This is a genomic window from Chryseobacterium bernardetii (genome assembly GCF_003815975.1).
GTDB classification, from domain to species: domain Bacteria; phylum Bacteroidota; class Bacteroidia; order Flavobacteriales; family Weeksellaceae; genus Chryseobacterium; species Chryseobacterium bernardetii.
On sequence record NZ_CP033932.1, the window covers coordinates 4,982,404 to 4,996,051 of the forward strand.

Annotated in this window: 14 protein-coding genes and 1 riboswitch; of the genes, 8 read left to right on the top strand and 6 right to left on the bottom strand. The window is 35.5% G+C overall.

Annotated elements, in window-relative coordinates; genetic code table 11:
- Positions 1–20: 20 nt before the first annotated feature.
- A complete protein-coding gene (locus EG339_RS22640; protein WP_123872276.1) occupies positions 21–1,289 on the bottom strand; it encodes a mechanosensitive ion channel family protein in 1,269 nt (422 codons plus the stop codon).
- A gap of 177 nt (positions 1,290–1,466) precedes the next feature.
- Between EG339_RS22640 and EG339_RS22645 the strand changes: the two genes are divergently transcribed.
- Complete coding sequence (locus EG339_RS22645; RefSeq protein ID WP_123872277.1) at positions 1,467–1,958, top strand: DUF456 domain-containing protein; 492 nt, start codon at positions 1,467–1,469, stop codon at positions 1,956–1,958.
- A 16-nt stretch (positions 1,959–1,974) separates the two neighbouring features.
- Positions 1,975–2,493 carry a hypothetical protein gene (locus EG339_RS22650; protein ID WP_123872278.1) on the top strand — a complete coding sequence of 173 codons (519 nt, stop codon included), beginning with the start codon at positions 1,975–1,977 and terminating at the stop codon, positions 2,491–2,493.
- On the opposite strand, the gene EG339_RS22655 is transcribed toward EG339_RS22650, so the two are convergent.
- Genes EG339_RS22655 through EG339_RS22665 form a run of 3 tightly spaced genes read right to left on the bottom strand, consistent with a single transcriptional unit; the run spans position 2,459 to position 4,705 of the window.
- Complete coding sequence (locus EG339_RS22655) at positions 2,459–3,100, bottom strand: uracil-DNA glycosylase (protein WP_123872279.1); 642 nt, start codon at positions 3,098–3,100, stop codon at positions 2,459–2,461. The two genes, EG339_RS22650 and EG339_RS22655, sit on opposite strands and share 35 nt — an antisense overlap.
- Positions 3,101–3,137: 37 nt before the next feature.
- A complete protein-coding gene (locus EG339_RS22660; RefSeq protein WP_123872280.1) occupies positions 3,138–4,139 on the bottom strand; it encodes an acyltransferase family protein in 1,002 nt (333 codons plus the stop codon).
- Between the two features lie 53 nt (positions 4,140–4,192).
- Positions 4,193–4,705 (bottom strand): GNAT family N-acetyltransferase, encoded by a 513-nt coding sequence (locus tag EG339_RS22665; RefSeq protein ID WP_123872281.1) that lies wholly within the window; start codon positions 4,703–4,705, stop codon positions 4,193–4,195.
- A gap of 127 nt (positions 4,706–4,832) precedes the next feature.
- On the opposite strand from EG339_RS22665, the gene EG339_RS22670 reads away from it, so the two are divergent.
- From EG339_RS22670 to EG339_RS22685, 4 genes are all read left to right on the top strand, one after another.
- On the top strand, positions 4,833–6,980 hold the full coding sequence (locus EG339_RS22670) for an endonuclease MutS2 (RefSeq protein WP_123872282.1): 2,148 nt from the start codon (positions 4,833–4,835) through the stop codon (positions 6,978–6,980).
- A 409-nt stretch (positions 6,981–7,389) separates the two neighbouring features.
- Positions 7,390–8,052: an ATP-binding cassette domain-containing protein gene (locus tag EG339_RS22675; RefSeq protein WP_123872283.1), complete on the top strand. Its 663-nt coding sequence runs from the start codon at positions 7,390–7,392 to the stop codon at positions 8,050–8,052.
- A 32-nt stretch (positions 8,053–8,084) separates the two neighbouring features.
- On the top strand, positions 8,085–8,882 hold the full coding sequence (locus EG339_RS22680) for a hypothetical protein (RefSeq protein ID WP_228459668.1): 798 nt from the start codon (positions 8,085–8,087) through the stop codon (positions 8,880–8,882).
- 33 nt (positions 8,883–8,915) lie between these two features.
- Positions 8,916–9,096, top strand: a riboswitch (cobalamin riboswitch).
- A 116-nt stretch (positions 9,097–9,212) separates the two neighbouring features.
- A complete protein-coding gene (locus EG339_RS22685; protein ID WP_047098292.1) occupies positions 9,213–9,596 on the top strand; it encodes an acyl-CoA thioesterase in 384 nt (127 codons plus the stop codon).
- Positions 9,597–9,646: 50 nt separating this feature from the next.
- On the opposite strand, the gene EG339_RS22690 is transcribed toward EG339_RS22685, so the two are convergent.
- Positions 9,647–10,237: an HD domain-containing protein gene (locus tag EG339_RS22690; RefSeq protein WP_123872285.1), complete on the bottom strand. Its 591-nt coding sequence runs from the start codon at positions 10,235–10,237 to the stop codon at positions 9,647–9,649.
- A 1-nt stretch (position 10,238) separates the two neighbouring features.
- Positions 10,239–10,943: an XAC2610-related protein gene (locus EG339_RS22695; RefSeq protein ID WP_123872286.1), complete on the bottom strand. Its 705-nt coding sequence runs from the start codon at positions 10,941–10,943 to the stop codon at positions 10,239–10,241.
- A gap of 448 nt (positions 10,944–11,391) precedes the next feature.
- Here EG339_RS22695 and EG339_RS22700 point away from each other — a divergent pair, with 448 nt between their 5' ends.
- Positions 11,392–11,721, top strand: coding sequence for a PadR family transcriptional regulator (locus tag EG339_RS22700; protein WP_066694610.1), 330 nt, complete (start codon positions 11,392–11,394; stop codon positions 11,719–11,721).
- Positions 11,722–11,732: 11 nt separating this feature from the next.
- Positions 11,733–13,451, top strand: a complete 1,719-nt coding sequence (locus EG339_RS22705) for a PspC domain-containing protein (RefSeq protein WP_123872287.1) — start codon at positions 11,733–11,735, stop codon at positions 13,449–13,451.
- Positions 13,452–13,648 lie beyond the last annotated feature (197 nt).

Here is a 13,648-nt window from a genome sequence, read left to right on the forward strand (position 1 = left end):
TTTTTTAGAGCATTATCTCTTTATACTTTAACACTTACCTGCATCACCTGAAGCTCAAATTCTTTGGATGCTACCAGCAAATGATCAAAAATATCAGCCTGGATCTGTTCAAAATGTTCCCATTTGGAATCATTGGCAAAACAATAGATCTCAAGAGGAAGCCCTTGCGGGGTAATTTCCAGCTGGCGGACCATTCTTGTTGCATTTACTTCAATATCAGGATCGTTTTCTATGTATTTTTGTGCATAATACCTGAAAACCCCGATATTCGTAAGCTGCCTTCCGTTAATGGTTTTATCATTATTGCTCAGGTTTTCTTTTTCACTTCTGATTTCCACTCTTTTCTGTTCGAGATAATCTGCAATCAAATTAATTTCTTTTAAACGTTCAATGTCCTCATCCGTAAGAAACTTAAAGGAATTGATATTAAAATAAATAGACTTCTTGATTCTTCTGTTATTAGATTCAGACATTACCTGCATATTTTTAATTTCCGTAGTCAGGAAATCATAAGTAGGAATGGTAGAAACCGTTTTATCAAAATTGGTAATTTTTGTAGTCAGGAGGCTTATTTCAGTAATATTTCCTTCAATACTGTATTTGGGAATGCTGATCCAGTCTCCTACTTTCAGATTCTTGGAAGTAGCCACATGAATCCCGGTAACAAATCCCAGAATAGTATCCCTGAAAACAAGTACCAAAACTGCCGTTATCGCCCCAAGGCTTCCCACAATTGTAGTTCCCTTAATCCCGAAAATCACGCATAAACCCACCACTGAGAATACAAAGATCCCTAAAATCTTCACCGTTTCTGAGATGGCGTTCAGGGCCATAATCTTGTAGAAATCCTGTTTGATGGAGAAATAATTCCTGAATGCAGTTAATGACCTGTACAACATTCCAGCCAAAATCATTACCAATCCCAGATTCACAGACCGGAAAATGAAAATTGTTGTCTTGGGTAATGCTCCTTCAGGAAAAATTGATTCTTGAATTCCCCCAACAACAGTCAAGGCGGCAAAATGGGCTACCGAATTGGTAATTTTAGATTGATAAATAGACTTGAGTACCGGAAATTTCTCTTCGTTATGGAACGAGCGAATAATAGCATTGATGACGAATTTAAAGACAAAGTCTACAATTAAGAACACAGCACAGAGCAAGGCCAGTTTTACAATGATATGAACAATCCAATCCAGCCCGGAGGGTGAGATCTGGGTAATGTAAATGTATAACCGTTCGCTTATTTCCTGCAAATAGTTCTTGGTTTCCTGTAGGTCATCTTTCATTACAGCAAATTTATAAAATTAAGGATGATGATGTTACTATTCACAATCAATTTTCATCCCAAAATTTAAAGCCGTTCATAAAATTCCTTTAAATTATTTAAAAATCCACTGTATTTTCACAATCAGCCCTGTTTGTTGAATCGCTAAGGTTTCATATATTCGTCTATATTTAAAAGAATGGATACAACTGTTATTAATATTCTATGTCTTATTTTATTGTTTGTAGGGATACTAGGTACATTCCTTCCTGTTTTACCCGGGCTTCTGCTAAGTATCTGCGGATTACTGATCTATAAATTCGGAACAGATGCGGATCTGCCTATGATTTATATATGGGCTTTTGGGATCCTCACAGCAGCCTCTGTTGTTTTAAGCTACGTAATTCCTGCAAGAACCAACAGAAAATATGGTGGAACACGCTGGGGAAGTATCGGCTCTGTAATAGGAACCATTGTCGGGATTTTCATTCCAATTCCTTTAGGCTTTCTTATCGGAATGTTTGCTGGGGTATTTATTGGCGAGATGCTTCACGACAGCAAGGATATGAACAAAGCCTTACAATCTACTAAAGGAGCTTTAATCGGGTTTATTTATGGTACGGGATTCAGCTTTGTAGTGGGTGTGGCAATGTTTTTGGTAGTACTTCTTAATATGTTTGATATTATTTAATTCAAAAAGAAAAATCATGCTTCATAAAATCATCTTATTCAGCCTGGGAATTTTCGCATTAACGGGATGTGATGCCCAAAAGAAAGCCAAAGCAGACCTAAAGACCACTGAAATGGCAACCAATACAAAATCTGATGAGCAAAAGAATGATCTCATCTATTTAAGTGAAGGAGAAAATAAGTTTCTTCTGGATTATAAAATGAACATAACGTTCAAAGGAATTACCGAAGACAGCCGCTGCCCTGAAGGGGTAAACTGTATTTGGGCCGGGGCTGCTCTTGCTCAAATTGAAGTTATGGGAACCTCTACCCGGCCTGTACTCCTGAATCTTGCCAGCATGGATTTCCCAAGCAAAAACTATCATCAATCTGCTGAATTCAACGGTTATACCATTACCCTACAGGAAGTCACTCCATATCCTAAAGCAGGAGGAGCCGAAGAGCTAAAGGGAAAATATAAAATTGGGGTAAGTATCAAAAGCAACAGGGCTACTTCAAATACTACCAAGAAATCGGCTTCTTCCCTTTGGAAATAAGATATTCATTAATTTTTGAGAAAGGCTTGCTTCCGAAGAATCCTCTATGAACAGAAAACGGTGACGGGTGTGCTGATTTCAATATAAAATGTTTAGCCGGATCAATAAGTTCGGCTTTTTTTTGTGCAAAAGCACCCCATAAAACAAAAACTACATTTTCTTTTTTATCTGAAATTTCTTTGATGATATAATTGGTAAATGTTTCCCAGCCGAGATCTTTATGGGAATTGGGTGAATGGGCACGAACTGTAAGAGTAGCATTCAACAGAAGCACTCCCTGTTTTCCCCAGTCATCCAGTTCTTTGGAAGTTCTCACCACTCCAAGGTCATCTTTTAATTCAATAAAAATATTTTTAAGGGATGGAGGTGCGGTAACCTGTTCAGATACGGAAAAGCATAAACCATTCGCCTGATAATCGTTATGATAGGGATCCTGACCAATAATCACCACCTCAACATCTTCAAACGGCGTAATTTCCAACGCTCTGAAGATTTGATTTTTTGGAGGAAATACCTTAGTGGTTGCATATTCATTTTTTACTTTCTCCCAAAGTGTTTTAAAGTATTCTGTACTTTTTATCGGGGCTAAAATTTCTGTCCAGGTCATATTGCAAAAGTAATTAATATTAAAATAAGACCACCAATTATACCTTAAATATCTTCACTTTTCTTTCAATTAAAATATAAGAGAAATAAGACAGAACAATAGATAAGGCCAACAGAACAAAGCTATTCATAAGCTTTGATGACAGGAATACTAATCTTTCTCTTAGCACGATATAATGAATAATATATAATGAATATGAAATATTTCCCAGAAAATAAACAGCATCACTTCCCAAAAACCTTTTGAACATACTATCTTCACCATCATATAACTGCTTAATCATAATAGCCGATAATAACGGAATAAAAAAGAGTCCTTTTTCTGTATACAGCAATAACAAAGACAGGATTAATGCAATATAAATGATTATATTTTTGCGGAACCTGGTCCCTGGTAAAAAAGCAAGCCCAATTCCCAGCAGATAAGATGATACCGTTCGGATCAGTGAATTTAAGCCATAAGTAATATCAAGATAATCCGGTGATTTAATCATTAGCATGGGCATTTCTGAATTTAAATATAAATTATCAGGAAGATATGGAAGAATTACTCTTAAAATTAAACCTGTGATAATCAATATTTCACTGCGTATTTTGTATCGAACGGTAAAGAAAAGCAGGAAAGGAAATATCAGATAACAGATCCACTCTGTACTCAAAGACCAATATACTGAGCCTAATGAATAATTAGGATTGAAAAAGCACTGCAATAAAGCAGCATTAATTAAAAATTTAGTTTTTGAAGTTTTTATTAAGAATATGACGATAAAAATAACAGATGCTATATAGACAGGATAAATCCTGTTAACTCTTTTCTTATAAAACAGCTGTAAGACATTAAAATTTAAAGCTTTAAACTTACCAGCATAAGAAACAGCCAATAAAAACGCACTTAATACAAAAAAAATATCTACTGCCACATACCCCTTTCCCACAACGGTCTGAATAATATCAGTTTCAAAATGACTTAAATGAAAAAAAGCAACCCATAATGCTACAATGCCCCTTAAACCGGTTAAGGATTTGATTTCATTTTTCATATTGTGATACTATCCATCTATTGGGGCTAAAGATAGAAAAAAAACCTATGGATTCAATGTTTTATATTTTTAAAACTGAAAACAATATTATCTGGATTGTGTTTGTCTCTTTCACCTTCTTCAAGAATAAAATGATGCTTTAAAAGAAGCTTTTTAGAGTTCTCATTGAATCTGCTTGTGATGGCTATTATTTTCTGCAACCCTAATGTGTTCAATCCATACTCCAAAACAACAGACAAAGCTTCAGACATAATTCCTTTTCTATGATAATCAGGCAGTAGTTCATACCCTACTTCCGCCATTGTTTTATCTGATGAAAAATTCCAGAGGCAAATGGTCCCAATAAGATTCCCGGAATCTTTATATGCTATTCCCCAAAAAGCAACTTTCCCATCCTGAGTTTCTCTTTTAATATGCAGAATAAATTCCAGGGCATCATAATTGGTCTTAGGAGAATTTCTTTTCACATATAAATTCGTTATTTCATTGCTTCTGATTTTAAGAATATCCTCTACATGGCTCTCATTGATCTCTTTCAGGATCAGTCTTTCAGTTTCCAGTTTCATATTTTCATCAAAAATTATCATTAAACGTGTGAAAGAAATACAGAATAAGGAATCATTCTTTCATCAATCTATTTTTGTAAATCACTCAAATATACGTAATAATCAAAATTCTCACTAAATTTGCAGTGTGTATATAGATAAAGAAGATTTAGACGAATTAGAGTTTCCGCAATTGCTCGCGGAAATCTCCCCATTTGCGTATTCTCCGAAAACAAGAGAAAAAATTCTTCAACTTCGTCCGATGGAAATTGACGAGGCAGAACTTTCATTAAAAAAAACATCAGAATACCTGTCAAGTTTTGAAAGTTCAAATGCGATTCCGTTTGATGAATATGAAGATATTGAAAGTGAGCTGAAACTGATGCTGATTGAGAATTACCGTCTGGAAAACAGTGCTTTCATCAAAATAAAAACCATCACGGAACAGATTGGAAGATTACAGAAGTTCTTCCCTACCATGCCGGAAACATTTCCCACTTTACTGGAAGAAGTTTCTGTACTGGAATTCAGAAAAGAGATCATCGAGAAGGTTGATAAGGTATTCAACCGTTTTGGTGAAGTAAAAAGTGAAGCTTCTCCTGCCTTAAAAGGGATAAGAACTGAGATCCAGCATGCTAAAAAAGCAATTCAGGAAAACTTCAACCGTGCTCTTACCACGTATGGGCAGAGTGACTTTTTGGATGATATACGGGAAACCATTATTGATGACCAACGGGTTTTAGCGGTAAAATCAGGATTTAAGAAAAGAGTTCCGGGAAGAACCCTTGGAATTTCAAAAACCGGTTCTATCACCTATATCCAGCCGGATAGCGTTGTAAAGCATTACTTTAAGCTTCGTGAAAATGAAGAGGAAGAAAAAAAAGAGATTGATAAGGTTTTAAGAAAGCTTACTGCTGAACTGGCAGAATTCCAGCCCCAGCTTTGGAGATATCAGATGTATATTTTTGATCTTGACCTGGTGAGAGCCAAAGCTAAGTTTGCAGAACTTATCAATGGAGTGCTTCCTAAGATCAACCGTCATAAGACATTGAGGTTAAAAGATGCCTTTCATCCTTTGTTGTGGTTAAGAAATAAGGTAGAGAACAAAACGATTTACTCGCAGACTCTGACATTAACAGAATATAACAGAATTATCTGTATTTCCGGGCCAAATGCCGGTGGAAAATCAATCACATTGAAAACTGTCGGATTATTACAGCTGATGATACAGAGTGGTATTCTGGTTCCTGTTCATCCAAAATCTGAAATGTTTTTCTTTGAGAAAATCATGACTGATATTGGTGATAATCAATCTATAGAAAACCACCTTTCTACTTATTCATCAAGATTAAAGAAAATGTCCGGAATCATCCGTGAGGCTGACGCAGACACGCTTTTACTGATTGATGAGTTCGGAACAGGCTCTGATCCGGAATTGGGAGGCGCTCTGGCTGAAAGTTTCATGGAGTTTTTCTATGATAAAAAGAGTTTTGCGATTATTACAACGCATTACACCAATATCAAGCTGGTTATAGAACAACTTCCGAACGCTCAGAATGCAGCGATGCTTTTCAATGAGGAAACACTGGAACCTATGTATAAGCTGGAAGTAGGACAGGCTGGAAGCTCTTTTACTTTTGAAGTGGCTGAAAAGAATAAGATCCCAAGGTTTATTATTCATTCTGCCAAGAAAAAGGTAGAGCATGATATTGTGAATCTTGATAAAACGATCGTAAAACTGCAACAGGAGAAGTTTGAAGTTGAAAAACTGAAGTCTGATCTTGCAGAAAGAAAAGAATCTGTAGAAGATAAACGTGATAACCTTCAGAAGCTGAATGACCAGCTTCAGCAGAAACTTTTCAATTTCCAGAAGCTATATGAGGAGGAACACCGTAAACTTCAGTTCGGGAACAAGATTGAAGCTTTCATTGATAGCTATACGAAAGGAAAATCCAGAAAAGATGTGGTAAAAGATTTTGTAAAGTTGCTTGAACAGGAAAAATTCAGAAAACTAGGTGCTGATAAAGATGAATCCAAGCGTCTGCAGGTAGTGAAAAGAAAAATTACGCAACAGCTTAAAAAGGAAGAAGTGATAGAAAAGATTGCTGAAACGAATGAAAAGCTGGAGGAAAAACGTAAGAGTGACCGTGCAGTCTGGATGAAAATAGGGCAGCGCGTCCGAATTACCGGAAGTACCAGCGTAGGAACTATTGAAAAAATCTCCAGAAATAAGGTGATTGTGAATTATGGAACTTTCAAAACAACGATTGATGCGGATGAATTAGAGAGAATCTAATCGGCTTGAAAATGCATTGATCTTTGAACTGGGAAATTAACTGAATACAATAATGGAAGAGAGTGTCTGAGGATGCTCTCTTTTTAGTTATTATCCATTTCTGTATTTTTGGTCAAAATTTACGAATCACAGCTATGACCAAAAATTTTTCTGTCCTTTGGATCTTTTATAAAAAACTGATTATTCCTGCAGCCTTCTTTATTTTGCTGCTCATTTTTTTATTCTCGCTCAACATTCAAACTTTTGGGTTAAGCATTCTTTTAATTTTTCCCCTTCTTCATTACTTTGTCTATGAATTAAGATTTAAAAATGAATATCATTTCTATGCTAATTTTGGATTTTCAAGATTATTTCTTTGGGGAATCACCCTATCTTTAAGTCTACTTATAGAGATTATTACACAGTTCTTATGAAAATGCTCCATATTGACAGTATTACAAAATCTTTTGATGGCAGGCCTATTTTACAAGATATTTATCTGGGCTGTAAAACTGGTCAGATTATAGGATTATTGGGAAGAAACGGTTCCGGAAAGTCTACTTTACTCCGGATTATTTTCGGTACCATTAGTAGTGATACCCAGTTTATAAAATGTAATGATAAAGTTTTAAGAAATCTGTCTGACAGAAGGAATAAAATTTCTTATTTGCCTCAAAATTCCTTTTTACCTAAAAATGAGAAAATCAAGAAACTGATTCCGCTTTTCTGCAATAAGGAAAATACAGACTTACTGTATTCTTCAAGTCTTATCAAGCCTTTTCTGCATGAGAAACCTAAAAACCTTTCCTTAGGCGAACTTAGAATAATTGAAGCGCTTCTTATCATTCATTCTGATTCTGACTTTATTTTATTAGATGAGCCTTTTCATAGTCTTTCACCTAAAATATCCGAAGAGTTAAAAAAACTGATCCGCTTACAAATGATAAACAAGGGTATTATTATTTCAGATCATAATTACCTGGATATTTTTGATATTTCAAATGATATATACCTTCTTTCCAACGGATATTTAAAGCCAATACAAGATTTAAAAGAACTACAACGGTATAATTATCTTCCGAAAAGCATTTAATTTATATATTTGGGAATTAAAAATCTGTTATAATGATTTCAATAAACAAAGCATTTTACTTATCTGCATTCAGTATTTTTTCTTTAGCTTACGTTAAAGGTCAGAATAAAGTTCCTTTTGGTGTTGTAAAAGCTGAAGAAGGGTATGCTAATGTACGTGTACATAAGGATAATTACAGAAAAATTGTTGATAAGATCCGTATGCGTAAAGGAGATGTTTTTGTTTATGTAAAACCTGCTCCGGGAGAAACGGAATGGATCTGGATTAAATATCCTGAAAAGCAGGACGAAGACAAACCGTTTGTTCGATATGAAACCCTTGACAAGGAAGGGATGGTAAATAAGGAACGTATTGCCTTTATAGATCAGCTTCCAGCTTATACCCCTTCCAAATCTAAAAACGGAAGATCTCTTATTTTCACAGATAATTCCGATCCGAAAATTCCTACAGCCCAAAGGAGTAAAGTTGTTATTGATATTTATCCGTCCAATGCCGGCTATCGCAAAAAAGAAAAAGATGCCGAAGGAAAACTTCTTACTATAGATAAAGTAAAGCCCTGGGGAATTGGCAATGATCTTCCTGAAGGAATGACGGAAATTAAATCCATAAGACTTCAACAGCCAGGAAGAGGTTCTGTTTTTGTAAGAGAAGCCATCAAAAATATGTTCCAGCCTACAATGGATTTCAACAATGTGGGGGTAACTTCCCTGGATAACGACAATATCTTTCTTTATATGATCAATGGTTCCGGAGAAAACAGATATACAACGCTGTGGACCATCAAAAAGGGAAGAGTAATCAGCCAGATTATTTATCATAATCCGGAATAAATTCATTATTTTTGCACCGAAAAGTTTTAACGCTTATTCATCACAGAAACCGGTTCTGCATAACCGCAGATTAAAAGGGAACCGTGTGAAAATCACGGACTGTCGCGCAACTGTAAGTAACTAAAGTCTTTATCAAAAGATCCACTGTGCGAGGCATGGGAAGGAGATAAATGATGTTACAAGTCAGGAGACCTGCCGATTTCTTAAACAAGAAACTTTCGCGATTTGAAGTTTTATTGATCTGATGGATTGTTTCAGGGATTTCCAAAGTTCCTGTTATTATTCTGTTGTTTTGATACCATTTCATTTCGCTTTAATTAATAATGAAATATGACTACAGAAGAAAGAATTGAAGCTGCCGAAACCAGAATCTTTAAAGCGGTTTTTCCTAACACAACCAATCATTACGACACCCTTTTCGGGGGTACTGCCATGCAGCTGATGGATGAAGTAGCCTTCATTGCAGCTACCCGTTTCGCAAGAAAGAGAGTGGTAACAGTAAGCAGTGACAAGATCGATTTTAAAAAGCCTATTCCTGCCGGAACTATCGTAGAACTGATCGGAAAAGTTTCATACGTTGGAAAAACCAGTATGAAAGTAAGCGTTGAGATCTATACTGAACAGATGTATTCTTACGAAAGAGAAAAAGCAATTGTGGGTGATTTTACTTTTGTAGCAATTGATGAATTTAAGAAACCAATCCAAATACTATAAATAGAAGAATTTAGGGCGGCCAAAGGCCGCCCGAAACTTTTTATAAATTTTTATTTTAAGACTTTCTCTGTCTCAAGGCTTCTGTTCAAAAGCAGTTCAAAAGCCTCGCCCATTTCATCTGAAGCTCTGGTAATGGCCGTTTCAAGCATATTTCTGATCTGTTTTTCAGTAACCCCGGCTTCTGTCCAGCTTTTCCCCGAAGTATGTGAATTCAGAATGAAAGGCATGATCCTGTCAATAGAACATGCAAAAATAGCATCTGGTGTAGCTTCTTCCTCAAATTCAAGCCATAAGTTAAAAAATTCCGTACGCAGAGGCTCATCCAGGATTCCGAAGATCTTCTGTGCAGAGAGCTTTTCTCTTTCAAACTTCCCTACCATAGCTGCTTCATCGAAAAGAAAGGTGTCTCCTGCTTCAATTTCTACAAGATCATGAATGGAAAGCATTCTGATCACTCTCAACAAATCGATATCTGCACGGTTTTTTGCATAAGGATAAAGAATCTGTGCTAAAATAATAATCTGCCAAGAATGCTCCGCTGTATTTTCTCTTCGGGAATCATCTGCATTGTAATTTCTTCTCTGTACGTTTTTCAGGGCATCTACTGCCAGGATAAAATCAATCTCTTTTTGAATCTTCATCTTACTTTTCTCTGTTATATTGATCTGCCGGATACACCTTGGTTCTGGTAATCCATTTATTATTTTTCTTTTCTTTTGTGGTAACTTTTACATACCCCTCTTCGCTGCTGTCCTCTTCTTTTTCAAGCACTTTACTAAGTCCTTTATTTGGAACCACCTCATATTCTGTTGTAAAAAGATTGCAACATCCTGATTTTCCGAAAGCAATAAGACGTTTACGAACCGGATCTGTTTCAAAAAAATCAAAATTATCTGATCCCAGCTCTGTAAGTTCTTTACTTTTTACAAAAGCCATTCTTGTACTATTGAATACATATACATCATAAGATGCTGAACTATAATTTCCCATATTTCCGTTTCTTATAGCGAGGTCTTCGGTTCCGTCAAAATTAAAGTCATCAAAAATAAGAGGGCTCTGTTCCTTTGTTAGCGGTATTATTTTCCCACGCTCCAGTTTCTGCCCTTCCCCAAGATGGAGTACCAAATTATCTGATGTAAAAGTCTGTACTTTGGTGTTATTGCTGTTAAATAATTCAACAGTTCCTTTATCCATACATTTCCCATCGAAACAATTGTCTATATGGATAATGGCATCATAATTTTTCGAAGCGTCCTTAATCTCAAACTTATATTGCCCGAAACACAATGGACCTAATAGTATAAAGGCGGATAAACTCCTGTAATAATTCAAAATATTCATGTTCATAGTAATATTGGATTCAAATGTTTTATAAAAACTTTCAAACAAAAATACGAATCATAACCCCGATTTCAAAACTCAAATGTTTTTAGACAAATAGATAAGTGATAATGATGATTGATTAAACACCATTAAATCATAGCAAACAACAACATTCTATTACAGGATAACTTTGATCTTAACCAGCCAGAATGATTTCATTTTTCCAAAATTTATTAATTTTTTAGCCTTTTCTAAAGATTTCTTCCTCTAAAATAAAAATCTTCAAAAGATTATTAAAAATTTATTACACTGATTATCAAATTATTAACAAATTTATTTTCAAAATTTCACTACTTTGTATTGCATAATACCATTTTAATTACATATCTTTGTAATGTAAAATTAGAATAGGCTCAACTAGCTAGGGGCATTTTTCTAAAAATATAACCTTAATTAACAAAACTTATCAAAGATGAATACTGAAAATACCAAAGCGCAAATGCGAAAAGGAATTCTGGAATTCTGTATTCTAAGTCTCATCAATCATCGTGAAATGTATGTTTCTGATCTTATTGATGAACTGAAAAAAGGAAAACTGGATGTAGTGGAAGGGACCCTCTACCCTCTTCTTACAAGACTTAAAAACGGAGAATTTCTCTCTTACAGATGGGAAGAATCTACAGGCGGGCCGCCCAGAAAATATTATCAGATCACAGAAAAAGGGAAACTTTTCCTGGATGAACTTCAAAATACGTGGAATGAGCTTACCGCTTCAGTAAACCAAATCACTCAACAACATTAAAAAACAAAGCTATGAATAAAACACTCTCAATAGGACTCGCAGGTTTTTCTTTTACGATAGAAGAACACGCATATATAAAGCTCAGCGATTACCTGAACGCTCTGAGAAGCTCACTGGATGCTTCTGAAGCAGATGAGGTAATGCATGACATAGAAATAAGAATGGTGGAGATCTTCAGAGATTCTCTGGGAAAACGTGAAGTAATTAATGATACAGATGTAGAAAAAGTAATTGCTCAGATCGGAACTCCTGAGAAAATTGAGGAACAGGAAGAAGCTTATTTTTCTGAAAAAAACACCACTAAGAATACCCATACAGGGGGAAATTATACAGACAAAAAACAATTATTCCGTGACCCTGAAAAGCAGAAAATTGCCGGGGTTTGTGCAGGCTTAGCACATTATGTAGGAATGGATATTACTGCTATGAGAATCATCTGGGTAGTTGTTTTCCTGGTGATGATTCCTGCGGCAGGAAGCGCTTTAGTGATTCTACTGCTTTATCTGATCCTTTGGCTGGTACTTCCAAAAGCACAAACCGCTTCAGATTTCCTGAAGATGCAGGGAAAGCCTATGAACTTCGACAATCTTAAGAATGAGTCTAATAAATTGGTACAGTTTGCCAATGAATCTACTCAGAGGGTCGGAGAAATCTACAACGAAAACAAGCCTTACATCAACAATGCCAGCAGCGGGATCTGGAACGTGTTCAAATATATAATCGGGGCATTCTCAGTATTGGTGGCAGTAGGAAGCATTATTGGAGTATTTGTATTATTTGCCCTTTTCGGAATGGATACAGATTTCCCCGGAGCTAATCAGATCAGATTCTATATGGATGATAATGGTTTGGATAAAGTACTGGCAGCCATCATGATTATAGGAAGTTTAATTCCTGCTATCCTTTTCAGCTTATTAAGCATTAAGATATTCTCTCCAAAAACGAAACTGAGAAATCTTGGATGGGTAGTTGGCGGGTTATTCCTTCTTCTGATAGGTCTGGGAACTTATTTCGGAATCAGCATGGCCAAGAAAAACCTGATCTATAAAGGCAGCAAAGAAGATATTGAAAACGTGGCCATCAATACTACTTCAGATACTGTATATGTAGACGTAAAACAGGTAAGTATTCCACAGACTTATAAAGCTTATGATGATGACATCTATTCTGATAAAAAGTCAGTGTATGAAGAAGATTATATTTCTGTAGAAGTTACAAGAAAACCGGAAGTAAAGACACCTTATCTTATCATTAAAAAGGAAGGAAATGGTTATAACTTCCCAATTCAGGTAACAGTACCTGTAGAGGTTATTGATAATAAAGTAATGCTGCCGAACTACATTAAATATCCGTATGACCACAGATTCAGAGATTACAGAGTAAATTATGAGCTGGTGGTTCCTCAGAAAACAATCGTAATTCCTGTTAAAAAAGACAGAATTGATTTTGACGGTGACCTGAACGGAGATGGCATGGATGATGATGACCAGGACAGAGATGAAAATCACAACGGAATCAGAATCGAAAAAAATAAAATTACGGTAAATGGTTCAAGCATAGAATACAACTCTGATGATAAAGACAGTGTTATCATTAACGGTAAAAAAGTTCCGAACAGCCAGGCTAAGAAAGTTATTGATTCCGTAGCATCTGATATCAAAAAAATCAACAAGGATGTGGACATCAAAATAAAAGACGGAAAAAACGAAATATCCATACAAACTAAATAATTAACTACAGAGAGTGGTAGAAGGTGTGAATGGAAAGCAACCGTTTGAAATTCACACCATTCTTCTCTCAGAAATGTGAAAAAAAACTAGTATTTAGTTCTCTATGTGGAAAAATTGTTATAATTTCGTATAGTTAAAAATTTAATAACCAAATAAACACTAAAAACACTCTTATCATGATACAATTTGCAATGGAA

What these genes read in the sequence shown, in the direction of transcription:
- EG339_RS22680 (WP_228459668.1), top strand. Translation starts at nt 8,085, where the DNA reads ATGATTTCAATAAACAAAGCATTTTACTTATCTGCATTCAGTATTTTT.
- EG339_RS22665 (WP_123872281.1), bottom strand. Translation starts at nt 4,705, where the DNA reads ATGAAACTGGAAACTGAAAGACTGATCCTGAAAGAGATCAATGAGAGC.
- EG339_RS22645 (WP_123872277.1), top strand. Translation starts at nt 1,467, where the DNA reads ATGGATACAACTGTTATTAATATTCTATGTCTTATTTTATTGTTTGTA.
- EG339_RS22695 (WP_123872286.1), bottom strand. Translation starts at nt 10,943, where the DNA reads ATGAACATGAATATTTTGAATTATTACAGGAGTTTATCCGCCTTTATA.
- EG339_RS22640 (WP_123872276.1), bottom strand. Translation starts at nt 1,289, where the DNA reads ATGAAAGATGACCTACAGGAAACCAAGAACTATTTGCAGGAAATAAGC.
- EG339_RS22655 (WP_123872279.1), bottom strand. Translation starts at nt 3,100, where the DNA reads ATGACCTGGACAGAAATTTTAGCCCCGATAAAAAGTACAGAATACTTT.
- EG339_RS22690 (WP_123872285.1), bottom strand. Translation starts at nt 10,237, where the DNA reads ATGAAGATTCAAAAAGAGATTGATTTTATCCTGGCAGTAGATGCCCTG.
- EG339_RS22660 (WP_123872280.1), bottom strand. Translation starts at nt 4,139, where the DNA reads ATGAAAAATGAAATCAAATCCTTAACCGGTTTAAGGGGCATTGTAGCA.
- EG339_RS22705 (WP_123872287.1), top strand. Translation starts at nt 11,733, where the DNA reads ATGAATAAAACACTCTCAATAGGACTCGCAGGTTTTTCTTTTACGATA.
- EG339_RS22650 (WP_123872278.1), top strand. Translation starts at nt 1,975, where the DNA reads ATGCTTCATAAAATCATCTTATTCAGCCTGGGAATTTTCGCATTAACG.
- EG339_RS22675 (WP_123872283.1), top strand. Translation starts at nt 7,390, where the DNA reads ATGAAAATGCTCCATATTGACAGTATTACAAAATCTTTTGATGGCAGG.
- EG339_RS22700 (WP_066694610.1), top strand. Translation starts at nt 11,392, where the DNA reads ATGAATACTGAAAATACCAAAGCGCAAATGCGAAAAGGAATTCTGGAA.
- EG339_RS22685 (WP_047098292.1), top strand. Translation starts at nt 9,213, where the DNA reads ATGACTACAGAAGAAAGAATTGAAGCTGCCGAAACCAGAATCTTTAAA.